This window comes from Streptomyces sp. DT2A-34 (genome assembly GCF_030499515.1).
GTDB lineage: Bacteria > Actinomycetota > Actinomycetes > Streptomycetales > Streptomycetaceae > Streptomyces.
In genome coordinates, this window is sequence record NZ_JASTWJ010000001.1 from 3,647,491 (window position 1) to 3,672,237 (window position 24,747).

The 24,747-nt window shown below is 70.2% G+C and carries 25 protein-coding genes and 1 pseudogene; 16 read left to right on the forward strand and 10 right to left on the reverse strand.

The features are described from left to right. Positions 1-78: 78 nt before the first annotated feature. Positions 79-1,659 (reverse strand): methylmalonyl-CoA mutase, encoded by a 1,581-nt coding sequence (locus tag QQM39_RS15870; protein WP_302003599.1) that lies wholly within the window; start codon positions 1,657-1,659, stop codon positions 79-81. Between the two features lie 241 nt (positions 1,660-1,900). Here QQM39_RS15870 and QQM39_RS15875 point away from each other — a divergent pair, with 241 nt between their 5' ends. Continuing rightward, positions 1,901-2,740 (forward strand): L,D-transpeptidase family protein, encoded by an 840-nt coding sequence (locus QQM39_RS15875; protein ID WP_301997383.1) that lies wholly within the window; start codon positions 1,901-1,903, stop codon positions 2,738-2,740. A gap of 226 nt (positions 2,741-2,966) precedes the next feature. Here the strand turns inward: QQM39_RS15875 and QQM39_RS15880 are convergent, their stop codons facing one another. The 3 genes and pseudogenes from QQM39_RS15880 to QQM39_RS46190 all read right to left on the reverse strand — a co-directional run. Next, complete coding sequence (locus tag QQM39_RS15880) at positions 2,967-3,992, reverse strand: hypothetical protein (protein WP_301997384.1); 1,026 nt, start codon at positions 3,990-3,992, stop codon at positions 2,967-2,969. After that, positions 3,992-4,654, reverse strand: a complete 663-nt coding sequence (locus QQM39_RS15885) for an RNA polymerase sigma factor (RefSeq protein ID WP_301997385.1) — start codon at positions 4,652-4,654, stop codon at positions 3,992-3,994. The genes QQM39_RS15880 and QQM39_RS15885 overlap by 1 nt, the downstream gene beginning before the upstream one ends. A gap of 529 nt (positions 4,655-5,183) precedes the next feature. Further along, a pseudogene (locus QQM39_RS46190) lies at positions 5,184-5,426 on the reverse strand (LysR substrate-binding domain-containing protein); the annotation flags it as partial. Between the two features lie 496 nt (positions 5,427-5,922). On the opposite strand from QQM39_RS46190, the gene QQM39_RS15890 reads away from it, so the two are divergent. After that, complete coding sequence (locus QQM39_RS15890) at positions 5,923-6,072, forward strand: hypothetical protein (RefSeq protein WP_301997387.1); 150 nt, start codon at positions 5,923-5,925, stop codon at positions 6,070-6,072. A 13-nt stretch (positions 6,073-6,085) separates the two neighbouring features. On the opposite strand, the gene QQM39_RS15895 is transcribed toward QQM39_RS15890, so the two are convergent. Continuing rightward, entirely contained in the window at positions 6,086-6,910 is an 825-nt protein-coding gene (locus QQM39_RS15895; protein WP_301997389.1) for a hypothetical protein, read from the reverse strand. Between the two features lie 288 nt (positions 6,911-7,198). Continuing rightward, positions 7,199-7,816, reverse strand: a complete 618-nt coding sequence (locus QQM39_RS15900) for an RNA polymerase sigma factor (RefSeq protein ID WP_301997391.1) — start codon at positions 7,814-7,816, stop codon at positions 7,199-7,201. Between the two features lie 264 nt (positions 7,817-8,080). On the opposite strand from QQM39_RS15900, the gene QQM39_RS15905 reads away from it, so the two are divergent. Continuing rightward, positions 8,081-8,968, forward strand: coding sequence for a septum formation family protein (locus tag QQM39_RS15905; protein WP_301997393.1), 888 nt, complete (start codon positions 8,081-8,083; stop codon positions 8,966-8,968). 234 nt (positions 8,969-9,202) lie between these two features. Beyond that, entirely contained in the window at positions 9,203-11,845 is a 2,643-nt protein-coding gene (locus QQM39_RS15910; protein ID WP_301997395.1) for an FG-GAP-like repeat-containing protein, read from the forward strand. Between the two features lie 91 nt (positions 11,846-11,936). On the opposite strand, the gene QQM39_RS15915 is transcribed toward QQM39_RS15910, so the two are convergent. Next, complete coding sequence (locus QQM39_RS15915) at positions 11,937-12,332, reverse strand: hypothetical protein (RefSeq protein WP_301997397.1); 396 nt, start codon at positions 12,330-12,332, stop codon at positions 11,937-11,939. A gap of 295 nt (positions 12,333-12,627) precedes the next feature. Here QQM39_RS15915 and QQM39_RS15920 point away from each other — a divergent pair, with 295 nt between their 5' ends. Then, a complete protein-coding gene (locus QQM39_RS15920) occupies positions 12,628-12,963 on the forward strand; it encodes a hypothetical protein (RefSeq protein ID WP_301997399.1) in 336 nt (111 codons plus the stop codon). Here the strand turns inward: QQM39_RS15920 and QQM39_RS15925 are convergent. From QQM39_RS15925 to QQM39_RS15935, 3 genes are all read right to left on the reverse strand, one after another. After that, positions 12,906-13,517 (reverse strand): hypothetical protein, encoded by a 612-nt coding sequence (locus tag QQM39_RS15925; RefSeq protein WP_301997400.1) that lies wholly within the window; start codon positions 13,515-13,517, stop codon positions 12,906-12,908. The genes QQM39_RS15920 and QQM39_RS15925 overlap by 58 nt on opposite strands. 117 nt (positions 13,518-13,634) lie before the next feature. Next, complete coding sequence (locus QQM39_RS15930) at positions 13,635-14,138, reverse strand: hypothetical protein (RefSeq protein WP_301997402.1); 504 nt, start codon at positions 14,136-14,138, stop codon at positions 13,635-13,637. Between the two features lie 94 nt (positions 14,139-14,232). Next, positions 14,233-15,846 (reverse strand): glycoside hydrolase family 20 protein, encoded by a 1,614-nt coding sequence (locus QQM39_RS15935; RefSeq protein WP_302003600.1) that lies wholly within the window; start codon positions 15,844-15,846, stop codon positions 14,233-14,235. Between the two features lie 215 nt (positions 15,847-16,061). On the opposite strand from QQM39_RS15935, the gene QQM39_RS15940 reads away from it, so the two are divergent. From QQM39_RS15940 to QQM39_RS15990, 11 genes are all read left to right on the forward strand, one after another. Beyond that, positions 16,062-16,667 carry a 2-oxo-4-hydroxy-4-carboxy-5-ureidoimidazoline decarboxylase gene (locus tag QQM39_RS15940; RefSeq protein ID WP_301997403.1) on the forward strand — a complete coding sequence of 202 codons (606 nt, stop codon included), beginning with the start codon at positions 16,062-16,064 and terminating at the stop codon, positions 16,665-16,667. Between the two features lie 157 nt (positions 16,668-16,824). Next, on the forward strand, positions 16,825-17,205 hold the full coding sequence (sdhC, locus tag QQM39_RS15945; protein ID WP_301997404.1) for a succinate dehydrogenase, cytochrome b556 subunit: 381 nt from the start codon (positions 16,825-16,827) through the stop codon (positions 17,203-17,205). A 9-nt stretch (positions 17,206-17,214) separates the two neighbouring features. Then, positions 17,215-17,709, forward strand: a complete 495-nt coding sequence (locus QQM39_RS15950) for a succinate dehydrogenase hydrophobic membrane anchor subunit (RefSeq protein WP_301997406.1) — start codon at positions 17,215-17,217, stop codon at positions 17,707-17,709. Between the two features lie 24 nt (positions 17,710-17,733). Continuing rightward, a complete protein-coding gene (gene sdhA / locus QQM39_RS15955) occupies positions 17,734-19,488 on the forward strand; it encodes a succinate dehydrogenase flavoprotein subunit (protein WP_301997407.1) in 1,755 nt (584 codons plus the stop codon). Then, a complete protein-coding gene (locus QQM39_RS15960) occupies positions 19,488-20,249 on the forward strand; it encodes a succinate dehydrogenase iron-sulfur subunit (RefSeq protein ID WP_301997409.1) in 762 nt (253 codons plus the stop codon). The genes sdhA and QQM39_RS15960 overlap by 1 nt, the downstream gene beginning before the upstream one ends. A 167-nt stretch (positions 20,250-20,416) precedes the next feature. After that, on the forward strand, positions 20,417-21,031 hold the full coding sequence (locus QQM39_RS15965) for a Uma2 family endonuclease (RefSeq protein ID WP_301997410.1): 615 nt from the start codon (positions 20,417-20,419) through the stop codon (positions 21,029-21,031). 93 nt (positions 21,032-21,124) lie between these two features. Then, the gene (locus QQM39_RS15970; protein ID WP_301997412.1) at positions 21,125-21,901 is read left to right on the forward strand and encodes a hypothetical protein; all 777 of its coding nucleotides are present in this window, start codon (positions 21,125-21,127) and stop codon (positions 21,899-21,901) included. 81 nt (positions 21,902-21,982) lie between these two features. Further along, positions 21,983-22,393: a VOC family protein gene (locus tag QQM39_RS15975; RefSeq protein WP_301997414.1), complete on the forward strand. Its 411-nt coding sequence runs from the start codon at positions 21,983-21,985 to the stop codon at positions 22,391-22,393. Positions 22,394-22,532: 139 nt separating this feature from the next. Continuing rightward, complete coding sequence (locus tag QQM39_RS15980) at positions 22,533-22,940, forward strand: hypothetical protein (RefSeq protein ID WP_301997416.1); 408 nt, start codon at positions 22,533-22,535, stop codon at positions 22,938-22,940. 5 nt (positions 22,941-22,945) lie between these two features. After that, on the forward strand, positions 22,946-23,479 hold the full coding sequence (locus QQM39_RS15985; protein ID WP_302003601.1) for a thiol-disulfide oxidoreductase DCC family protein: 534 nt from the start codon (positions 22,946-22,948) through the stop codon (positions 23,477-23,479). A gap of 203 nt (positions 23,480-23,682) precedes the next feature. Continuing rightward, positions 23,683-24,708: a serine protease gene (locus tag QQM39_RS15990; protein WP_301997417.1), complete on the forward strand. Its 1,026-nt coding sequence runs from the start codon at positions 23,683-23,685 to the stop codon at positions 24,706-24,708. Positions 24,709-24,747 lie beyond the last annotated feature (39 nt).

Below are 24,747 nucleotides of genomic sequence, written 5' to 3' on the forward strand. Positions count from 1 at the left end.
TCGGGAACACCCTCCACGAGATTAACCGGGGGCGGGCGAATTCCGCCCCCGATCACTCATTCGAGGGAACCGCCCAGCTCAGAACGCATCCGTCGGCACGTAAATCCCCCAAACCCCCCGCAGCGCGTTGCATACCTCCCCCACAGTCGCCCGAGCCCGCAGCGCCTCCTTCATCGGGTACAGCACGTTGTCCTCCCCCTCCGCCGCCTTCCGCAGGGCATCGAGGGCCGAGTCCACCGCCCCCTGGTCCCGCTCCGCCCGCAGCTTCGCGAGCCGCTCGGCCTGCTGGGCCTCGATGGCGGGGTCGACGCGCAGCGGCTCGTACGGCTCCTCCTCGTCCAGCTGGAAGCGGTTGACGCCGACGACCACCCGCTCGCCCGAGTCCGTCTCCTGGGCGATCCGGTACGCGCTGCGCTCGATCTCGTTCTTCTGGAAGCCGTGCTCGATGGCCGCCACCGCGCCGCCGAGGTCCTCGACCCGCTGCATCAGCTCGACCGCCGCCGCCTCCACGTCGTCGGTCATCTTCTCGATGACGTACGAGCCCGCGAAGGGGTCGACCGTCGCCGTCACGTCCGTCTCGTACGCCAGCACCTGCTGCGTACGCAACGCCAGCCGCGCGCTCTTGTCCGTCGGCAGCGCGATCGCCTCGTCGAAGGAGTTCGTGTGCAGGGACTGCGTGCCTCCCAGCACCGCCGCGAGGCCCTGCACCGCGACCCGGACCAGGTTCACCTCCGGCTGCTGGGCCGTCAGCTGCACGCCGGCGGTCTGCGTGTGGAAGCGCAGCATCAGCGACTTCGGGTTCTTCGCTCCGAACTCCTCCCGCATCACGCGGGCCCAGATCCTGCGCGCGGCACGGAACTTGGCGACCTCCTCCAGGATCGTCGTACGGGCCACGAAGAAGAAGGAGAGGCGGGGCGCGAAGTCGTCGACGTCCATGCCCGCCGCCACCGCCGTGCGGACGTACTCGATGCCGTCCGCCAGCGTGAACGCGATCTCCTGCGCGGGCGACGCGCCCGCCTCCGCCATGTGGTAGCCGGAGATCGAGATCGTGTTCCACTTCGGGATCTCGGCCTTGCAGTACTTGAAGATGTCCGCGATCAGACGCAGGGAGGGCTTCGGCGGGAAGATGTACGTCCCGCGCGCGATGTACTCCTTCAGCACGTCGTTCTGGATCGTGCCGGTGAGCCGGTCGGCCGGGACCCCCTGCTCCTCCGCCACCAGTTGGTACAGGAGCAGCAGCAGCGCGGCCGGCGCGTTGATCGTCATCGACGTCGACACCTGGTCCAGCGGGATCCCGCCGAACAGCACCCGCATGTCGTCGATCGAGTCGATGGCGACGCCCACCTTGCCGACCTCACCGTGCGCGATCGGGGCGTCGGAGTCGTGGCCCATCTGGGTGGGCAGGTCGAAGGCGACGGAGAGGCCCATCGTGCCGTGGGCGATCAGGTCGCGGTAGCGGGCGTTGGACTCCGTCGCCGTACCGAAACCCGCGTACTGGCGCATCGTCCACGGGCGGCCCGTGTACATCGACGGATACACGCCGCGCGTGAAGGGGTACTCGCCGGGCTCGCCCAGCTTCTCCGCCGGGTCCCAGTCGTTCAGCGCGTCCGGCCCGTAGACCGGCTCGATGGGCAGTCCGGACTCCGACTCACGCGCCATGGTGTGTGCCTCCGCGTCGTGCTGCTTGTTACCCGCCGGTACGGGCGGCCTCGCCACGGACTGTAGCGGCGGGCGTCCGCCTTGTCTCCCACCATGCTCCCTGGTTCGCAACGGGTCACGCGCGGGGAGACATCTCTGGGGAACGTCTGGTGAGGACATCGGGGCGGCCGGGTCCGGCCGCGATGAGACGACGGGGGTCGGGATGCGTACCAGAGGCATGGGGTGGATACGCGTCAGGGGCATGGGGAGCCTCCGCGGCAAGGGCAGGCGGGCGTCGACGGCCGTGGTCGCCTCGGGTGCCGTGCTCACGGTGCTGTGCGGGTGCACCGTGCAGGCCTCCGGCGAGAAGCACCGCACGCCGGTGCGCATCGAGCTCCCGAGCGGCACGCCGTCCCCGAAGTCCGCCCCGCCCGACGACAAGCCGAGCGCCGAGCCCACGCCGCCGGCGCCCGCCGTGCTGTGGTCGCGGGGCGACGAGGGCCGTGACGTACGCGAGCTCCAGGCCCGGCTGCGGCAGATCGCCTGGCTCTTCGACGGGCCGACCGGGACCTACGACGATCTGACCGAGCAGGCGGTCAGGGGCTTCCAGGGCAAGCGGGGGCTGCCGAAGACGGGGAAGACCGACGAGGTCACCTGGCAACGGCTGCTGAAGATGACGCGCGAGCCCGGCAAGTGGGACCTGTACCTGATGGGCGGGCAGCCCGCCGACGCGCCGGACGCGCGGTGCATGACGGGCCGGGTGCTGTGCATCAGCAAGTCGAGCCGGACGCTGCGCTGGATGATCGACGGTCGGACGGTGCTGACGGTGCCGGTGCGGTTCGGGTCGCAGTACACACCGACGCGGGAAGGTGTGTTCAACGTCTACTGGAAGTCCCGGCATCATGTGTCGACGCTCTATGACTCGCCGATGCCGTACGCGATGTTCTTCAGCGGCGGCCAGGCGGTGCACTACTCGTCCGACTTCGCGGCCACGGGTTACTCCGGCGCCTCGCACGGCTGCGTCAACGTACGGGACGAGCGGGCGATCTCGGAGATGTTCGACCAGGTGAGGACCGGCGACAAGGTCGTCGTCCACTGGTGAGGCGCGGGACGCGGATGAAGTGGGGCGCGGGCGGGACCGGGGGAACGTGTCCCGCCCGCGCCGATGCACGAGCCGCAGGTACGGGGGGAACCCCGGCTCTGTGCGAGGGCCGATGACCAGTCGGCTCACTCATTTCAGCGCCACGGCGGCCGAAAGTGTCACCCTCGGCGCGAAGAATTTTCCGCGAATCACAAAACCGCAGGTCAGCGGCTTGTGTCAGGAGTGACTACGACGACTCCGACGTGGGCACGCCGACCGCGGGGTCCGCGTCAGCGCTTCTGCCCTTGTCCCGATCCCGATCCCGATCCCGATCCCGGTCCTGGTCCTGGTCCTGGTCCTGGTCCTGGTCTCGGCGGTCGTCGTCGCCCTTGTCCGTGTCTTTGTCTTTGCCTTTGTCCGCGTTCTCTTCCTGGCCGACGTCGCCCTTGCCCTCGTCCCGCGGCGACCCGGTGCTCTCGCCGACGCCGGTCAGGACGCTCTGGCAGTACTTCCGCACGGTGACGGAACCACCGGCCGCGCTCTCCAGGGCGCGGCGACGGTCGACGGACAACTGCTTGCCGTCGCGCAGGTCGCGGCAGGAGGAGGTGACCTTGCGCCACCAGCCGTCGGAGTGTTCGTCGCGGTCCGGGGCGGCGGTTTCGCGGCCCGGGGCCGGGCTGCCGGGTGCCGTGTCCTGGGTGTTCCCGGAGCCGGTGGAGCCCTTCGAGCCGCCGTCGGGCGTGGGCTCGCCCTGAGCGCCGTTCTCCGGCGAGGGCGAGACGAGCGTGCGCTCCGGCAGCGACGGCGAGACCGAGGCGGCCGGGCGGCCCGGCTCGTCGCGGTCGAACGGCGTGGGCAGGACTCCGGTTCCGGCCGCGACGGCGACCCCGCCGACCATGCCGACGGCCAGCGCGGCGGCGAGGCCGAGCCGTGCGGGACGAGCCCAGCGCGGGCGACGGGCGGCACGGGCGGGGGTGCCGATGCGGACGAGGCCCGCGTCGGAACCGTCGGAGGCGTGCGAACCGGAGCTGTGGCCGGTGGTCCCGGGAGCGTCGGCCCGGTCGGCGCGCGCCGCGCGGAACGCCGCCAACGCGGCGGCCTCTCCGGGGAGTTCCGCGCTGCTCAGCGGGGGTTCGGCGGTCAGGGACTCAAGCGTCTTGGCGAGCCGTTCGGCCTGGTCACGGTTGGCGGCGTCGACAGCTTCGAGGGACTCTCCGCGCAGCAAACGTTCCGCCGTTTCGCGGTCCAGCCACCTGTACTGCTCGTCGGCCATCACACATCCTTCTGCGTCCGCGAACGCATATGCGTCACACTCGCAGACGTCACCGCACGGTCGCGGGTTCCTCGCTGGTGAGGCAGGGCGTCGAGCACCCCGGCCGATTCCGGATCGTCGCCGAGCAGCTCGGCGAGCCGCTTCAGACCCCGGTGCGCGGCGGTCCGTACGGCGCCCGGACGCTTGCCGAGCGTCTCCGCGGCCGTCTTGGCGTCGAGCCCCACGACCACGCGCAGGACGACGGCCTCCGCCTGGTCCTGCGGCAGGCGCGCGATGAGGGAGAGGGTGCCGTCGGTGGCCAGGGCCTCGATGGCCTCGCCCGCGGTGTCGGACTCGGCGGCCTTCCCGGTCAGCTCCGTCTCGTCGCCGCCGATCGCGGGGCGGCGGCCGCGCATGCGTATGTGGTCCAGGGCGCGGTTGCGGGCTATTCGGGCGGCCCAGCCGCGGAAGCGGTCCGCGTCCCCGCTGAACCGCTCCAGGTCACGCGCTATCTGCAGCCACGCCTCCGACGCGACGTCCTCGGCGTCGGGGTCGCCGACCAGCGTCCGTACGTACCCGAGCAGCCGCGGGTGCACGGAGCGGTACACAGTCCGGAACGCGGTCTCGTTCCCGTCCTGTGCCGCAAGCACCGCGGCCGTCAGCTCCGCGTCGTCCCCCAGCACTAGGTACCTCAATTGATGGTTGCGGTTTCAAGACCGCAGGTCGTTGCGGTGGTCATACACCCTCCGCGTCCGGCGCGAAAGGCACGTTACGGCCTGAAAGAGCCGCTCGTCCATGTCCGTACAACATGCAACTACCCAGGACACCGCGATGTCCCCGCCGGGGTGTGACACAAAACGCAGTCATGGCGCTGTAGAGAGTACGGGCCGCCGCGCGGCCCGTGCCGCGCGACGGCCGGGGCCTCTCCTGTGGGGGGTGGCGGCCCCGGCCGTCTCCGCGACGTCTCTGGTTCGGACGGATCAAGCCCCAGGTCGGCGTCGCCTGCCCGCACGTCCACCAGGCTGTTGCGGCGAAGTCTCTCCGGACGCGATGCGCACAAATCGGTGCGGGCCCGGTAGGCGACGGGGTGCCGGAACGTGCGCGAGGCGGTCGCGTTGGGTACGGGGGTGGCGCCGAGGCCGCAGGCCAGCATGGACAGTTGCGTCAGGGTCGAGTTGGCGAGGTGACGGGCGTCGGGGGAGGCGTCGCGGTTCAGCCAGACCCAGGGCTCGTCGGCGAAGCGGGACAGATCGACGGGCAAGTCGGTGTCCTCGGCCAGGGGATGCCGCTGGGCAGTGCGCTCACGAAATGGTCGTGGCGCCAGGGCCGCATGCGCAGGCCGCGCACCGGTGCGCTCGGCCGGATGACGGCGATGTCGATCTCGCGCCGGACGACGGCCTCCTGCCCCGCTCCCGTGTCCCCCTCCATGATCTGAAGTTCGACGCGGGGACGGGTCCGGCGGAAGCGGTGTGAAGGAGAAAGCCGTGCCCTTCGGGAGCGAGTTCACGGACGAACGGCTGAGCCTGCGCGTCGACGGCGTGGCCCTACAGGTCGCCGCCGTCCGGCGGGCCGGTGAGCTTGCCCCTGGCGTCTTCCTCCACGGCTTCGGCTCCACGAAGGAGGACTACACCGACTTCCTGCACCAACCCGCCTTCGCCGGGCGCCCGTTCCTCGCCTACGACGCCCCGGGCTGCGGGGAGACGGTCTGCGCGGACCTGACGAAGATCTCGATCCCGTTCCTGGTGAACACCGCCCAGGCAGTGCTGCGGCAGTCGGGCATCGAGGGCAACCTCGCCACGGAGGACTGCTTCCTGAGCCGGCAGTCGTCATGCACCCCCGGGCGACGACGAGCACTTCTTCGACGGCTTCGTCGAGCAGGCGCACCGGTCGGCGGAGCCGTCCAGGGCCCTGTACGCAGCGAGCCTGCGCCACAAGGTGCGCCCCCGGCGCGGTGCGAGGGATCTTCGAGTCGATGGTCGACCCGACGGCGTCGAGGTGGCGGAGGTCCCGCGTCCCGCACAGCGGGCACTGGCCGATGTACGCCAACCCCGTGGCGATGCGGGAACGAATCGCCGCGTTCCAGACACGCGGCGACACCTGATCAAGCGACCTTCTCAGCCTGCTCGCTTCCCGGCGTTCTCGGCGTTCTCGGCGTTCTCGGCGTTCTCGGCGTTCTCGGCGCCTTCGTTGTTCTCGCCGTTCTCAGCCTTCCCGGCGCCCTTCCCGGACGTGTTCTTGTCGCTCGGGGCCTGGTCACTCGGGTCACTCGGGACCTGACCGTTGCCGGTGGCCCCCGCACCGGCGCCGTCGGCCTTCTTGGTCGGCTCGCTCTTCGCCGCCGCCAGTTGCTCGGCGCAGTACGCGGCCACCTGGTCCTCGCCGCCCGCTGCCGTGACGAGCCGCTGCCAGGCCGTCGAGTCCAGGGCCTTGCCGTGCTCCTCGACCTGCGCGTAGGCGCGGCACTTGGCCTCGGTGTCCTGGGCGGTGGCCGGATGGCCGGGCTTCGCGGAGGCGGCGCCCGGCGCGGCGGAGGACGGCTCGGCGGCCGGCAGACCGGGAGCGCTGTTCGACGGGGTGGGCCCGCCCTTGTCTTCCGCGGGGGCGTCCGAGGAACCGGACGTACCGATCGCGGCGAACGCCACGCCGCCCAGCGCGAGGCTCGCGACGAACAGGGAGAGCGTGGTCTTCACCGAGCGCGCGAAGCGCCGTTGCTCACGGGGCCGCCAGTCGTCCCGGCGCCGGGTGCGCGCCGTCCGGTGGGCCCCCGCCTCCCGGGCCGCGCGGAACGCGGCCACGGCCCGCTGCTCGCCCTCGTCGTCCACGCGGTGCCCGCGCAGCACGGCGGCGGAGAGCAGCGCCTCCAACGCGGCGTCGTCGAGCATCACGGTCGGGCCGGACGCGTGACCGGGCACGTGACCGGACGCAGGCCCGGAAGCCATGCCCTCAGGGTGCGCACGCCGACGGCCGGTGTACCCACCGCCGCTCTGCCGTTCACCCATGTCCATGTCCTGTTCCTGTCCGACCTGATCCGTATGCGGCCCGCGTGACGCACATGACGTACGTGACGCACATGACGTACACGATCTACGCAGCACCTGTGACAGCTGTGACTCACGAGCTCGTAGAGCCTGTACGTCTCCCACGCCCCGTACGACTCACCGCCCACACCGCTTCGCCTCATCGAGGCGCCCATGTTCCGCCTTGGCCGCCGCCGTCACGCGCACCGTTCATCTCGATTCCCCCAGCGTCCGGGGGCCGTCATCCGTCACACCTTCGACGCCCAGCTGCTTGGCCAGGCGCTTCAGCCCTCGGTACGCGGCCGTGCGGACCGCGCCCGGGCGCTTGCCGAGGACGCGGGCCGCGGCGGGGGCGTCGAGGCCGACGACCACCCGCAGCAGCACGGCCTCGGCCTGGTCCCGCGGCAGTCCGCGGACCAGCTCCAGGGCGCGCTCCGTGGAGATCGACTCCAGCGCCTGGTCATAGGTGCTGTGCGTACCGGGCAACTCCAGTACGTCCTGTTCCAGCGCCGACGACCGGGGCCGTACCTTCAGCCGGCGCAGATGGTCCAGCGCCCGGTGCCGGGCGATGGTCACGCTCCAGCCCCGGAACCCGGCCCCGTCACCCTTGAACCGCCCGAGATCCCGGGCGATCTCCAGCCAGGCGTCGGACGCCACGTCCTCGGCGTCGTCCCCGACCAGCCCACGCAGGTACCCGAGCAGTCCTGGCTGCACCAGCCGGTACGCGACCGCGAACGCGGCCTCGTCACCCTCCTGAGCCCGCGCGACGGCCGCGCCCAACTCCCCGTCGTACGCGTGCACGCGGCGGGGTTCCCCTCCCTGGCGCAAGAACTGTCCTCGTCCGTACCGGTTCGCGGCGAATCCGCACCTCGCGGTACGGCCACCTTGCCCACGTCCCTCCACGGTGATCAGCGCCCCGCCTCACAGAAGTGTCACAGGGCGCGTCCGGCGCGGCCCGGGATACAACCCTCGCGGCCCATCGGGAGTCAGAGACCCCATGAGGGAGGCAACGGCCTTCGCACAGCCGTGCCACAGAAATGGCATACGATGCGCGCGCCCCTCATAAAGATCACATAAGAGGATGTACACGCCATGTCGATCCTTAAGCCCCACCGCCCCCTTCGCGGCATAGCTGCCGCCGTCGCCCTGCTCGCGATCGGCGCGGCGGGGTGTTCGGACGTGTCGGACGCCGTCGACAGCGCCAAGGACGGCGCTAAGAAGGTGGCCCGCCAGCGGTCGGTGTTCTCGCTGGAGACCGGGGACTGCTACAACCCCAACACCAAGGGCGAGGGCACGGAGATCCTCGTCGAGATCGTGCCTTGCACCGAGGCGCACACGGGTCAGGCCGTCGGCGATTTCAAGATCGACGAAGGCTCCTCGTACCCCGGCGACGACGCGGTCTCGGCCACCGCCGACAAGCGGTGCCCGGTCGAGGCGGGGAAGTTCGCCCCGGACACCTGGGCGCTCCCCAAGGGGGTCGTCCTCTTCTACTACACCCCGACCAAGGAGAGCTGGGCGACGGGTGACCGCGCCGTGAGCTGCAGCTACACCAAGGAATCGGGCAAGTTCACCGGCTCGTTGGACGCCGACGCGAAGTCCTACAAGTCCGGGCAAAGCGCGTATCTGAAGGGTTCGAACGCCGTCTACGACGCCCTGTGGGCCAACCAGTCCGAGAAGGACGTCGAGGAGGACCTGGCCGCCTACAAGGCGCAGGCCAAGGCCGTCGCGGCCGCCCTCGACGCACACCTCGAGGGCCTGAAGGGCATCGAGGGCACGGAGGTCGGCAAGCTGCGCGCGCAGCTGACGAAGACGGCCGGGCACTGGAAGGCGGCCGCGAACGCCGCTGACGCCGACGCGTTCTACATCGCCTACGACCCGGCCTTCACCGGTATCGACCCGAACAAGACGGTCGCCGCCCGTAAGGAGCTGGGCCTGGCCACCACCGTCCCGGCCGACGAGGCCGAGGTCTGGGCGGCCTGACGCCCGTCGGGCCTACGGGGCCGCGTCCGCGAGGACCCGGCCCCGCTGCCTCGTTCAGACGTGTCAGTGAGTGACAGTTCGAATCGTGTGTGCGCTGTTTGTAGTTGCCACCTGTGTGACAGGTGATGCGACCGTGACCATTTCCTAGGGGTGGGACAGTTGAGTCCTCGCAGGACCCATGCGTACAAACCGCTCAGTCTGAAGAGACGTGCGTGGCTGACGGTGGGAGCCGTCGTGCTGAGCGGTGCCGGCGTCGTGACGTACGCGATGGCGGATCCGTCCGCGCCGGCCGACGCCCAGCGGGACAGCCGCGAGCCGTCGATCCACACACTCAAGCTCAAGGACCGCGGCTCGGGCCGCCGGGGCCTGGCCAAGCAGGGCACCGACCGCTTCAGCGCGGTCGTGCTGACCTGGAACGACCCCGATGCGAAGGCCAAGGGCACGCCCGAGGTGCGCACCCGGGACCTGGAGAGCGGCAAGTGGTCGGGCTGGCAGAAGGTCACGCTCGAACCGAGCCAGGCGGACGGCGCCGAGGGCGATCGGGCCGCCCTTCGCGGCGGTACGGAGTCGGTGTGGACCGGTGACTCCGACGGCATCGAGGTGCGCCTCGTGAACGCGGACGGCACCGAGGCGAGCGGCCAGCCGAGCGGCATGGACGTCAAGCTGATCGACCCCGGCACGGATCCGAAGGGCGCGTTGCAGCCGGCCGCCTTCGCGGCGGAGGAGACCACGGCGCCGGCGGCCGAGACCCCGACGGACCCGGCCACCCCCGCCGAAACGGTCACGCCGACCGACTCGGCCACGCCCACCGGCACCCCGGACCCCACGAACGCCCCCACGCCCACGGACTCCCCGACGGTCACCGGGACGCCCACCGGGTCCGCGTCCCCGACCGCCTCCCCCACCCCGACCTCCACGGTCCCCGCCCCGCGGCCTTCGACGGTCGTCAAGCCGCCGATCATCGCGCAGGCCGAGTGGGGCGCGTCGACGGACTACGACGGCACGCCGGAGTACGGCACCGAGATCAAGGCCGCCGTCATCCACCACACCGGCGAGGACAGCGACAACACCCTGTCCTGCGGCGAGTCCCGGGCCCGGATGCGCTCCATCCAGCAGGCGCACTTCGCCCGCGGCTACTTCGACATCGGCTACAACTTCGTCGTCGACAAGTGCGGTCAGATCTTCGAGGGCCGCAGCGGTGGCATGGAGCTGCCGGTGCGGGGCGCGCACGACGTCGGCTTCAACACCAACACGGTCGGCATCTCGTACATAGGCAACTTCGAGACGGCCAAGCCGAGTCGCGCCGCGATGGACGCGATCTCCCGGATCGTGGCCTGGAAGTTCGGGATGTACGGCATCGACCCGACCGGCAAGGTGACCCTCACCTCGGGCGCGGAACAGGGCGTCGACGGCAACAAGGTCCCGATGGGACAGTCGATCACCCTGCCGCGGGTCTTCGGCCACCGCGACACCAACGCCACGGCCTGCCCCGGCGCCAACCTCTACCCCAAGCTCAGCCGGATCGCCCAGGTCGCCAAGACCCCGGGCATCTCGCACGCCCTGGCGACCTCGGACTTCAACCGTGACGGCATCACCGACCTGGTCACCGGCACGCCCCGCGCGCTGAGCAACGGCGGCACCCTCACCGTCGTCCCGGGCGGCGTCGACGGCCCGGTCACCGCCTCGAAGCGGACGATCACCCAGAACAGCACCGGCGTCCCCGGCTCCCACGAGTCCGGCGACAACTTCGGCGCCGCCACCGCCTGGGGCGACGTCAACGGCGACGGCTACGCCGACCTCGCGATCGGCGCGCCCGGCGAGGACGACACCAGCGGCCACGCCGACCGCGGCTCGGTCACGGTGCTGTACGGCCCGGGCCTCAACTCCGGCTTCACGTACACCACTTCGGGCAGCGTGACAGCCGCCGGCGCGAAGCTCGGCTCCACGGTCGCCGTCGGCGACTTCAACGGCGACGGCAAGGCGGACGTGTTCGCGGCCGGCACCGGCAAGGGCGGCAACTGGAACGCCCGGCACACCGGCGGCGCCACCAAGACCGGCACGCTCACCACCGCCACCGGTTCGGTCGCCTACCTGGACGCCGCGACCGGCGACTTCAACCGGGACGGCTACGCGGACGTCGCCCTCAACTACCGCGACACCGGCGGCATCGGCCGCGTGGTCCGCTTCGCGGGCTCGGCGACCGGCCTCACCAAGGTCGGTGTGATCTCCGTCAAGGGCGGCCGCTCCATCGCCGCGGGCGACGTCAACGGCAACGGCTACGACGACATCGTCATCGGCCAGCCGGTGGCGTCCGAGTCGGGCGGCAAGTCCGGCGGCCAGATCACCATGGTCCCCGGCACGTCCACCGGCTTCACCACCACCGGCATGACGACGATCCACCAGGACACGACGAACGTCCCCGGCGGCAACGAGTCCGGCGACAACTTCGGCGCCTCGGTCTCGGTCGGCGACTACAACGCCGACGGTTACGCGGACGCCCTCGCCGGCGCCCCCGGCGAGGACTTCCCCCGCAGCGGCGTCAACCAGTCCAACGCGGGCGACGCCATCCTGGTCAAGGGCACGGCCTCCGGCCTGACCGGCACGGGCTCGGTCGCGATCTCCCAGGACACGTCCGGCGTCCCCGGCACGGCGGAGACCGGCGACCTGTTCGGCTCGTCGGTGTCGCTGACGGACCTGTCGGGCTACGGCCGCGCGGACCTGACGTTCGGCGCGGAGGGCGAGGACGGCACGGACGGCATCGTGCTGCACCTCCCGAGCAACAGCACGGGCCTCGGCTACTCCCAGGCGGTCATCTACAGCAAGACCACCCTGGGCACCCCGACGGACGCCCACCTGGGCCAGACGCTGACGCCGTAACCCGTCGAGAGCCTCGTAAGCCGCCGAGGACCACCTGACCCGGCCGGGACCCCGCCCATTCACGGGGTCCCGGCCGGGTCATGTCACAGGGTTACGGCCGCGACTCCCCGCGCGTCGCGTCCCGGCACAGCAACCGCAGCGACCCGTCGCCCGCGAAACACCGCCGCGCCTCGTCGATCGGGTCCCACAGCCGTCCGTCCGGCGTGCGGATCCAGAAGTCGCCGCCCGACGTCCACCACTCGGCGCCGGTCTGACGGGCGATCACCTCACCGGCGTACGCGCCGAGACCGCGCAGCGCGTTCTCCACCGCGGCATACGGCGTCCGTTCACGTCGCAGCCCCTCGATCATCCGGTCGACCCGCCACAGGCTCTGCGCCGAGTAGTCGAGCCGCAGCCGCGCCCCCTCGCGCATCGTCGCCACCGCGTCCGCCGCCCACCGCACGGGCTTCGTCGCGGCTGGGGGCCTGGTTTCCTGCTGAGTCGTCACATTCTTGAGAGCGTGCCCGAACAGTGTTTCGTCACCCGGATCCGAGGGCTGCCCGGGACCGGTGCAGGACCACCGCACCTCCACCCCAGCACGGGCACAGGACTCCCTCAGGAACCAGGTTTACGCGGTTGACGCGAGAGTGACGCTTCGCCGCCCCCGTGCGGGACCGGATCGGCCGGCATCGCGAGGAGGTGCTCGACAAGCAGTACGGCGAGGTCGAGCTCCTCTACTGCAGTATCCCCCCGAACCACGCACCGGAAGGCCCCCGCACCCATGTGGTGCTCGGCGGCCGCCGGTGTTCCACACCGACTCCCCGCTGCCCCCCTTCCTGCTGCTCACCGCGTCCCAGGTGACCGGCGTCGCCGAGTACCTCAGGACGGCCGACTTCGACGACCTGTGGCGGCACGCGCGCATGCGGCTGCTGCGGCCGTACGGCGCGCCGGACGCGGAACCCGAAGTGCGCGGCCTCTTCGCGGCGACCCACCGCGACCTGACCGGACTTCTACGCGCGGACGGCCGACTACGGCGACGCGGTGGTGAAGTGGCTGATGAGCTGACGGCCGCCCGAGGAGGTCAGCCCCTCCCCCGGGCCCGCCGCGACACGACCGCCCGCAGTACGCGCCGCCCCTGAGTCGACACCTCCAGCGCCCGGCGCAGCCCGCCCGCACCGTGCTGGGCAAGGAGCTCCAGGACGCCCACCTGGCAGCGCAGTTCGGCGGCGACGAGCGGCGACATGCCCTGCGCCCGGCCCTCGACGGGAGCCCCGCCCGCGCGAACGGAGTGGAGAGCCTGAGGCACGGCAGCGGCCGAGGACGCGTCGTCCGCCGCGGGGTCGAGCAGCCGGTGGATCTGCAGCGAGGCGACCGAGCAGGCGTCGGCCCATATCCGCGCCTCGGGGGCGGACCGTACGGCCGGGGCGGCGGCCAGCATCCGCCGGGCGAGCAGCGCGGCCTCGTCCTCTACGTCCTCGTCGTCCACGACCTCCGCGACGCCCAGCTTGGCGCGCACCTGGTCCAGCAGTTCTCCCCACGCCGCAGGGTCCCCGCCGTTCGCGAGGTTCGCCCACAGCGGCCGCAGCACCTCGTCGTCACCGCCCAGCAGGGGCACACACCGATCCAAACAAGCCAACCCGCTGGCGGCCAGTCCGCGTTCGTCGGCCTGAGCGATCAGTTCCACCAGGCTCATCCACGCCTCCCTAAGCGGGTCAGTCATGAGGGTCGGGGTCCCCGCACAGGCCCCTGGAAGGCTCCTTCCCTAACGGAGCCCGCACTTCCCCTTACTGCGTGCAACGGCCCGTGAGTGTCACTGGGGCACGACGCCGAGCCGGTCGAGCAGTCGGAAGAAGAGGTTTTCGGCCAAAGGGTCCGCTTCAGCGGTGAGTACGTCGATCAGCGACTCGGCGTTCACCTCGTGCCCGGCCTCGGCGGCCCAGGCGACGGCCCGGTCGGCGGCGTCAGCGGGTTCGAGGAAGTAGTCCTCGACCGTGAGCCCCTCGTCCCCGGCGCCGAGATACCCGGCCATGGCGGCCCGCCCCAGACAGGTCGTCCACGCCCCGCTCTCCGGAGCCGCCGCCTCCACGACCACGCAGTCACTGTCCATGACGTACCCGAAGAGCGCGGGCGCCCCGGTCTCGCGGGCCAGGGCGTTCATGTTCCCGACCTCCCCGTCCCCGCTCGGGTACTCCCACACCTGCCACCCGCCCGGCGCCTGCTCGCGCAGGGTCATGCCCTCGGCGCCGGCCGGCGCGTCCAGCTCCGCCAGCGGCCGCTCCCCGCGGCCGACGACGAAGTACCCCCAGTAGCCCATCCCGGTTCCCCCTGGCTGCTCGGTTCGGCTCGGGCCGAATACACCACAGTCGTACGGGGGTTCGCAGCCGTATGGACCAAATCCACAGCTCAGCTCAGCTCAGCCGGTCGGCGAGCGCCCTGAACTGCGCCCAGGACAGTTCCGGCCGGCCCGCGTCCCACAGCTTCTGCGCCGTCGCCCGCAGCGGCATCCGGATCCCGGCCGCGACCTGCGCCTGAGTCTGCGCGTTCGACAGATCGCACCACACCGCGAAGGACCCGCCCAGGATCTGGTCGTCGTAGCCGGCCGGCACGGCCGCCGTCCCCCGCACCACCCGCGGCGTCCACTGCTCGTAGATTCGCTCGCCCGTGGGATAGACGAAGGTCTGCGGCTGCCCGAGCACGTAGTACAGGAACTCGTCGTTGTAGTTGATCAGCTCGCGCCCGGCCTTCAGATACTCCACGGGCAGCCGCGCACCGATCTCCTTGCCGGTCCAGTACGCCACCTGGATCTCCTTGTCCGGCTGGACGGACGTGTTCCGGAAGAACCCGTCGTTCCAGGCGCGGGGAGTCCGGTCGTGGGCGCGAACCGTGTCGGCGCGGTCGTTGAGCCAGCCGGTGGTCAGGTCGGCGACGGTGCCGCCGGAGCCGTAGGCCTCCCGCGCGGCGGCGGCGAGCTGCGGGTAGGTCACCTCGGGGTTGGACACGGTCAGCGCCTGGTACTCGTCCCCGCCGAGATGCCACTGACCGCCGGGAAAGAGATCGACGTACTCGTTGAGCAGGTCGTCGACGATCGCCGCGGAGTCGGGGTTGGAGATGTCGATCGCCCCGCGCGTGGCGATGCCCGACACGTTCCGCAGCTGCAGCTCCGGATGCGCGGCGATGACCGCCCCCAGATGCCCGGGCGAGTCGATCTCGGGCACGACGGTGATGTGCCGACTGGCCGCCAGGTCGACGATCTTCCTGACCTGCGCCTTGGTCAGATGCTGCCGCGACACGACCTCGGGATGCGAATCGGACTCGATCCGAAACCCCTGGTCGTCGGAGAAGTGCAGCCCCAGCTGGTTGAACTTCAGGTCCCCCAGCTCCCGCACCCGGTCCTCGATCCAGTCCGCGGTGAAGTGCTTGCGCGCGATGTCGAGCATGAACCCGCGCACCGGCTTGGCGGGCTCGTCCCGTACGACGCCCTCCGGCGCTGTACCCCCACCATGGACCTCCTGCTTGAGCGTCCGGGTCCCGTAGAAGACCCCCGCCTCCCCCGGCCCGCTGATGGTCACCCGCCCACCGCGCACGGTCATGGTGTACGACTCCGGGTCCGCGCCTTCGTCGTCGTTCAGGGCCAGCCGCAGATCCCCGGCCCGCACGTCCTCCTTCTCACCGGCGTACGTCAGCCCCAGCTCACCGGCGACGAGCCGCCCCTCGTCGGCGAGCTCCGCGTCGCTCACGACGACACGCTCCCCGCGCGCCGGACGCCAGCCCGGCCCGCGGGCGGCGGTGTGGGAGGTCACGGCCGGGATGGTGCGGGGTGCCTTCGAGAGCGGGTACGACCGGGTGGGCGTCGGAGTCGGGCTCGTCCTCTTCCTCGGCGCGGAGGGCGAAGCGGCCTCGGACGTGCCTGCGGCCGACCGCCCCTGCTGCGACCCGGCCGGCCCTCCGTCGTCGCCGGTGGCCAGGAGCCCGAGGCTCACCCCGGCCGCGACCGTCACCACGACCACCGCGACGATCAGCACCCACGTCTGCTTCAGGGTCCTCTTCGCCGGTGCCCGGCGCCTGTGCTTGTGCTGGCTCACGGCGCCAACCTAGGCCCTGTGATCAACCGGAGGCGTCCACCACACGTTCCAAAACTCTCCCGTTCGGCTGAAATTCGGGCATTCGTCGGACACCACACGTCCACACTCTGTAGCGTGGCGCCACTCCTGCCCCAGAATCCCCTGCCGAAACCCACGTGACGCCCACACACCTTCCTGGCCCAGTCGCCATACCGTCGCTGCCCGAGCAGACCCGCACTCCACCGTCCCCCACCGCGCTGGAGTCCTTCAACTCTGCCCCCGCCGACGGCCTCCTGCGCACCCTCCTGACCTGCCTCCACAGCCCCCGCTGGGCCGCCCGCATCGCCGACCACCGCCCGTACCCCGACGTCGACTCCTTGTTGGCGGCTTCGGACGAGGCGGCGTACGACCTGGCTCCGGGGGATCTGGCGGAGGCACTGGCAGGAGAAACGTTGCCTGTACTGCCGGAAGGGGCGTACGGGGCGGCGTATACAGCCATGAGTGCCGCGAATGCCGCATACGAGGCGAGGTTCGGCCACGCGTTCGTCATCTGCCTGGACGGCCTGGCACCGAACGAGGCCCTGGACCACGTCCTCGCAGGCATCCGATCACGATTGACAAACGATCCGGAAGAAGAGCGGGTCCTTGCGGCAGAGGAACTCCGGCGCCTTGCAAGAGCACGGTTGGTCGACTCCCTAGGGGCGCGGGGAACCGCGCGACCAGCCCCAACGGCGCCGCACTCGGCAAATAACCACACACACCGCCCAATTAGCCGCCAATAACCCATCCGCGTGCCAGTTTGATCACATACCCAGGCCCCCAGTAAGCGCCGCAGGCAACCGTGGATACGATGCTGAGGGCCGGTGGACCGTACCCGGCCGGGCCCGACCGACAGCACAAGCCGGCGCGGCCCCAATCCCCGCTCCCGGAGGAACTTCCGTGCCGGCTGGAACGCTGTACCGCGGCCGGGAAGGAATGTGGTCCTGGGTGGCTCACCGAGTCACCGGCGTCCTCATTTTCTTCTTCCTGTTCGTTCACGTGCTGGACACCGCACTCGTCCGAGTGTCGCCCGAGGACTACGACAAGGTCGTAGCCACGTACAAGACGCCAATCGTCGCGCTGCTGGAGTACGGCCTCGTCGCCGCCATCCTCTTCCACGCGCTCAACGGCCTGCGCGTCATCGCCGTCGACTTCTGGTCGAAGGGCCCGCGCTACCAGAAGCAGATGCTCTGGTCCGTCGTCGGCCTCTGGGTCGTGCTGATGGTCGGGGCGATCTACCCCGTCCTCGGCCACGCCGCTCGTGAACTCTTCGGGAGCTGACGCGTAAGCATGTCTGACAACACAGTCACCACTGAGAAGACCGCGACCGGGGTCGGCCCCGTCGAGGGCGAGTCCCTCTACAACGTCGACAACCCGGCCCCCCTCATCGAGGCCCCGCGCAAGCGCACCAAGAAGACCCCGAAGTCCACGCGGGGCAACTTCGAGATGGCCGCCTGGCTGTTCATGCGCCTGTCCGGCATCGTGCTGGTGGTCCTGGTCATCGGCCACCTGCTGATCCAGCTCGTGCTGGACGGCGGCGTATCGAAGATCGGTTTCGCCTTCGTGGCGGGCCGCTGGGCAAGCCCCTTCTGGCAGGTCTGGGACCTGTTGATGCTCTGGCTCGCGATGCTGCACGGCGCCAACGGCCTGCGCACGGTCATCAACGACTACGCGGAGCGCGCGAACACCCGCCTGTGGCTCAAGGGCCTGCTCTACACCGCCACGGTGTTCACCATCCTGCTGGGCACGCTGGTGATCTTCACCTTCGACCCGAACATCCGCTAGGCACGGGGCTGAGGTAATCCACTCATGAAGATCCACAAGTACGACACCGTCATCGTCGGCGCCGGCGGCGCGGGCATGCGCGCCGCCATCGAGTCGACGAAGCGCAGCCGCACCGCCGTGCTGACCAAGCTCTACCCCACCCGCTCCCACACGGGCGCCGCGCAGGGCGGTATGGCCGCCGCGCTGGCCAACGTGGAGGAGGACAACTGGGAGTGGCACACCTTCGACACGGTCAAGGGCGGTGACTACCTGGTCGACCAGGACGCCGCCGAGATCCTGGCGAAGGAGGCCATCGACTCGGTCCTCGACCTGGAGAAGATGGGCCTGCCGTTCAACCGCACCCCGAACGGCACCATCGACCAGCGCCGCTTCGGCGGTCACAGCCGTAACCACGGCGAGGCGCCGGTCCGCCGGTCCTGCTACGCCGCGGACCGCACCGGCCACATGATCCTCCAGACGCTGTACCAGAACTGCGTCAAGGAGGGCGTGGAGTTCTTCAACGAGTTCTACGTCCTGGACCAGCTGATCACCGAGGTCGACGGCGTCAAGAAGTCGGCCGGTGTCGTGGCGTACGAGCTGGCGACCGGCGAGATCCACGTCTTCCAGGCGAAGGCCGTGATCTACGCGTCCGGCGGCTGCGGCAAGTTCTTCAAGGTGACGTCGAACGCGCACACGCTGACCGGTGACGGCCAGGCCGCGGTCTACCGTCGCGGGCTGCCGCTGGAGGACATGGAGTTCTTCCAGTTCCACCCGACCGGCATCTGGCGCATGGGCATCCTGCTGACGGAGGGCGCCCGCGGTGAGGGCGGCATCCTCCGCAACAAGGACGGCGAGCGCTTCATGGAGAAGTACGCGCCGGTCATGAAGGACCTCGCGTCCCGTGACGTCGTCTCCCGCTCCATCTACACGGAGATCCGCGAAGGCCGCGGCTGTGGCCCCGAGGGCGACCACGTCTTCCTGGACCTCACGCACCTCCCGCCGGAGCAGCTGGACGCCAAGCTGCCCGACATCACGGAGTTCGCGCGGACGTACCTCGGTATCGAGCCGTACACGGACCCGATCCCGATCCAGCCCACCGCGCACTACGCGATGGGCGGCATCCCGACGAACGTCGAGGGTGAGGTCCTGGCGGACAACACCACGGTCGTCCCGGGCCTGTACGCGGCCGGCGAGGTCGCCTGCGTGTCCGTGCACGGCGCCAACCGCCTGGGCACGAACTCGCTCCTGGACATCAACGTGTTCGGCAAGCGGGCCGGCATCGCGGCGGCGGAGTACAGCCAGAAGGCGGACTTCGTCGAGCTGCCCGAGAACCCGGCGGAGCTCGTGGTCGAGCAGGTGGAGCGGCTGCGCAGCTCCACCGGCACCGAGCGGGTGGCGACGCTCCGCAAGGAGCTGCAGGAGACCATGGACGCCAACGTCATGGTGTTCCGCACGGAGCAGACGATCAAGACGGCGGTCGAGAAGATCGCGGAGCTGCGCGAGCGCTACCGGAACGTCTCGATCCAGGACAAGGGCAAGCGGTTCAACACCGACCTGCTGGAGGCCATCGAGCTGGGCAACCTGCTCGACCTGGCCGAGGTCATGGCGGTGTCGGCGCTGGCCCGCAAGGAGTCCCGCGGCGGTCACTACCGCGAGGACTACCCGAACCGCGACGACGTCAACTTCATGCGTCACACCATGGCGTACCGCGAGGTGGGCGACGACGGCGCCGAGTCCATCCGTCTCGACTACAAGCCGGTCGTCCAGACCCGCTACCAGCCGATGGAGCGTAAGTACTGATGGCTACCCCCGTTATGGACAAGGTGGAGGCAGAGTCCGCCGCGTCCCCCTACATCACGGTCACCTTCCGGGTGCGCCGCTTCAACCCGGAGGTCTCGGCCGAGGCGACCTGGGAAGACTTCGAGCTGGAGATCGACCCGAAGGAGCGCGTCCTCGACGGTCTGCACAAGATCAAGTGGGACGTCGACGGCACGCTGACCTTCCGCCGCTCCTGCGCCCACGGCATCTGCGGCTCGGACGCGATGAGGATCAACGGCAGGAACCGTCTTGCCTGCAAGACCCTCATCAAGGACATCAACCCCGAGAAGCCGATCACGGTCGAGCCCATCAAGGGCCTGACGGTCCTGAAGGACCTCGTGGTCGACATGGAGCCGTTCTTCCAGGCGTACCGGGACGTCATGCCCTTCCTCATCACGAAGGACACGAACGAGCCCACGCGTGAGCGCCTGCAGACGGCCGAGGACCGCGAGCGCTTCGACGACACGACGAAGTGCATCCTCTGCGCCGCCTGCACGTCCTCGTGCCCGGTCTTCTGGAACGACGGCCAGTACTTCGGCCCGGCCGCCATCGTCAACGCGCACCGCTTCATCTTCGACTCGCGCGACGAGGCAGGCGAGCAGCGCCTGGAGATCCTGAACGACAAGGACGGCGTCTGGCGCTGCCGCACGACCTTCAACTGCACGGACGCCTGCCCGCGCGGTATCGAGGTCACGAAGGCGATCGCGGAAGTCAAGAAGGCACTGATCACGCGCCGGTTCTGAGGTCGTTTTCGGTACGGCTTTCCGTACGGCTGTGAGGGCCCCGTTTCCGGTGGGAGCGGGGCCCTCTGGCGTGCGGAAACACGTTCGAGTGAACGTGATCGTAAAAGACGTGCGGGTGGTGCCGGCCTACGATGATGCTCTCGACACCAGCCCCTAGGAGGCACGCGATGTCCGCTGCACCCGTCGAGCAGCCCTTCGACGACGAGCCGTTCTCTCTGACGGCCATCGCCGACGAGATCATGGAGCGCCATCCGGGCTACCGCGTCGAGATCATCGGAGGCCACCTCCTCGTGACCCCATCACCGGATGCCCCCCACGCCCGCGCCCTGACCAGCCTCATGATCCCGTTCATCGCAGCCGGCCTGCACGGCGGCGAAACCGAGGTCCTCCAGAACGTCGGGCTCTGGCTGCCGACCGGCGACGAGGACTACGCCATCCCCGACCTCGTGGTGGTGGATGCCGATATCGATGACCACCTCGTCGAGAACAACGCGTACGACCCGGTCTGCTTCCGCCTCGTCCTGGAGGTCACCTCCGGGAACTGGAAGGACGACCTCAAGACCAAGGTCGCCGCCTACGCCAGGGCCGAAGTCCCCGTGTACGTGATCGTCGACCGCAAGCACCAGCGTCTCCACGTCCTCACCGACCCGGACAGGGACGACTACGCCAACCACCGTCCTCACGCTCCCGGCGAAGTGGTCACGCTTCCAGACTCGATCGGCGCCAAGGTCACCCTGGACGTGGCGGAGATCCTGAAAGCAGGCCAGCCGAAAAGTAGTTGAGAGGTCAAGGGATCAGGACACGCAACGCACCTCCCCCAGCCAACTCCCCCGCGGCGTCTGTTGCTTGTGTGACTCCAGTTGCACACTGCCCCCATGGCACTCCTGAGGAAAGCCGCAGCCGCATTCTCGGCCGCAGCGGCCGTACTGCTCTCGACATCCCCCACTGCCTCCGCAGCCCCCACCTCCCACGGAACGCCGGCCCGGGAGACCTTCGACCGTCTCCCCCTCGGCCCCGTCTCCGAGGGACGCGACTGGACCGCCGACACGTCCAACGGCACCCTGACCGTCGCCCCCAGCACCACCGGCCGCCCCGGCCGTGAACTCCGCCTCCGCACCGAGGGCAACGGCCGCGCCTTCCTCGTCTTCCCCGGCCTGACCGCCCCCGGCAACAGCTACTGGGCCCGCCTGCGCCTGCGCGTCGACGTCTTCCCCACCGCCCCCGACTGGGCCCACTGGACCATCGCCGAGGCGTCCGGTTCGGACTCCCCCACCCTGGTCCGGCCCCTGGGCGGCCAGTACGCCCCCACCGACCACGGCAACTTCTGGGGCGTCGGCTCCGATCTGGGCCCCACGGGCGACTGGACGTCGTGGAAGACATCGGCACCTGCGACAGCCGGCAAGTGGCAGTGCGTCGAGTTCCACCTGGACGCGACGGACAACCGCGTCACCGTCTACTTCGACGGCATCGAGCAGCCCGACCTGACGGTCTCCACGGCCCACCACGGCGGCACTTCGGATCCCTTCACCTTCCCCACCTTCGACAAGCTGAAGCTGGGCTGGCAGCTCTACCAGGCCGATCCGACGCCGTCGTCGTACGACGTCCGGATGGACGACATCGCGGTGAGCACGCGCAGGGTGGCCGGCTGCTGAGGCGGGCGCCGGGCCGACTGTCAGACCCGGCCCGAGGTGACAATCACGGGCTCCGGCCCATCATCCCCTTATTCTGACGGCATGTCAGATGACGAGTCGTACGAACTGCTCGGGTTCGACAACGTGCTGCTGCCGGTCGGCGACCTCGGCGAGGCCGTCCGGTTCTACGAGCGGGCCGGGTTCGCGGTCGGGTTCCGGCTCGACGAGGCCGGGATCGCGCTGCTGAAGGTCGGGGGCGAGATGCCGGGCATCCTGCTGCGGCAGGAGGAGGAGTTGAGGCATCGGACGCCGCCGTGGCCCTCCCCGCGCGTGTGGCTGGAGGTGCCGGACGCGCGGGCGGCGGCGCGGGCGTTGACCGGCGCGGGCATCGCGCCGCTCGACGAGCCGTCCTCGGTGGCCACCGGCTGGACCGTCGAGATGGCCGACCCCTGGGGGAACGTCATCGGGTTCACGGACTACTCCAAGCGGCCGGAGCTCGGGCGCAGGCCATGAAAAAACAGGCTTGGCGCAGGCGTGATGCGGGCCCAACGGCGGCGTGACGGAGGCCTCACTCCACTGAGTTGAACATGTTCAAAGACGGGTCTAGAGTCTTCCTCGTCAGCATTTTGAACGTGTTCAGAAGGGGGAGGCAATGGACCGCACGGTCATCGCCTACGTCATCTACCTGGTCGTCAGCATCGCGCTGACCGTCTGGGTGGCCCGCACTCTCAGCCGCAACGGACGGATCTTCCTCGCCGACGTACTGCGCGGGAACGAGAAGCTCGCCGACGCCGTGAACCACCTGCTGGTGGTCGGCTTCTACCTCGTCAACCTCGGCTTCGTCGCGCTGTACCTGAGCGACGACGGAACCGTCCTCGACACCCGCGGCATCTTCGAGGCCCTGTCGACCAAGCTCGGGGTGGTGCTGCTGGTGCTCGGCGTCATGCACCTGGGCAACGTCTACGTGCTCAACAAGATCCGGCGGCGCGGGGTGATGGAGCGGGAGCAGATGCCGCCCGTCACGCCGCAGGACTGGGTCGCTCCGTCGGCCGGGGCGTGAACGACATGGCCGGCGTGACGGACGACGCCGTCGCGGTCGGCGGGCCCCGCGCCTCGCGCCCCGGGCCCGCCGCCCCGGTCCGCCGACTGACCGCCCTCTACGACGCGCGGTGCTCCCTGTGCGCGTTCCTGCGCGACTGGCTCGTACGGCAGCCGCAGTTGGTGCCGCTGGAGCTGGTGCCGGCCGGGTCGGACGAGGCACGGCGGCGCTACCCCGGCCTCGACCACGGCGCCACCCTCGAAGAGATCACCGTCGTCGGTGACGCCGGGCAGGTCTACCGGGGCACCGCCGCCTGGATCGTCACCCTGTGGGCCCTGCGGGAGCACCGCCCGCTCGCGCATCGCCTCAGCACCCCGTCGGGGGCACGCTTCGCCAAGGGGGCCGTACTCGCCGCCGCCAAGTGGCGCGGGGCGCAGCAGGACGGAGCGCGAGGGGACGGGCGGGTCTATCGGCACGCGGACGGGTGGTCGTACGACCCGCATCAGGGCTGGACGTACACCCCGCCGGGCTGCGACGGCGGCACCTGCGCCGCGGGATGAGGCCGGGGCCCAGGGACCCCGCCAGGGGGTCCAACTCACCCTGAATGACCCGGTTTCCGACTCCGTTTTGGCATGCGCCCTTCCAAAACGGCGCTCTGGTTGGCACGCTGCCTCCCGGTTCTCCACTCCGCACTCGCATCGACTGTCTGTCAGCCGGACGGCCCACCCGGTCGCCCGGTCCCCCCATCGCAGAAGGAGTACGCGTGAGAGGCATACCCGGCGTCACCCGCATACCCCGTCCCCTCCTCGGCGCCCTGGTCGGCGTCACCGCGCTGCTCACCGCCGGCGCCCTGGCCACCCCCGCGAGCGCCGCGCCGAGGCCCGACACCCCGACCGCGGTCACCACGGTCTCGGCCGGCGCGCAGCAGCAGGCCCGTGACTTCTGGACGTCGGAACGGATGCGCGAGGCGACCCCGCTCGACCTGGTCTCCGTCGACGGCAACCTCGACGGCGGCTCGGTGCCCCTCAAGGGTGCGGCGACCACCGTCGCGCCCAGCGGCCCGGTCGCGGCGGTCGGCAAGGCCGTATCCGACATCGGCCTGCTGGCCTTCCCGAACACCGGCGGCCAGTGGAGCGGCGGCGGTGCGGTCGTCTCCACGGCGGGACGGGTGTTCTTCAGCTATCAGGGGCGTACGGCGTCCTGTTCCGGCAACGCCGTCACCAGCGCCAACAAGAGCACCGTGATCACCGCGGGCCACTGCGTGAAGCTGGAGGGCGCCTGGCACACCAACTGGGTCTTCGTGCCCGGCTACCACGACGGACAGGCCCCCTACGGCCGCTGGACCGCGTCCAAGACCCTGTCCACACCGCAGTGGACGGCGAGCGAGGACATCAACTACGACGTCGGCGCCGCCGTCGTCGCCCCGCTGGACGGCAAGCTGCTCACGGACGTCGTCGGCGGGCAGGGGCTGGCCTTCAACACCGGCTACAACCTGCGCATGTACTCCTTCGGCTTCCCGGCCGCCGCTCCGTACGACGGCGAGAAGTTCATCTACTGCAGCGGTACCACCAACCGGGACTTCCTGCTCTCCGACGACCACGGCATGAACTGCAACATGACCGGCGGCTCCAGCGGCGGCCCCTGGTTCACGCAGTTCAACGAGTCCACGGGCACCGGCCTGCTGTCCTCGGTGAACAGCTTCAAGTACAACTTCCTGCCGAACCGGATGTACGGCCCGTACTTCGGCACCGACGCCCAGAACCTCTACCAGACCGCACAGACCTCCTGACCGCCGACCGAAACACCACTGGTTAGGCTCTCGTTCCGT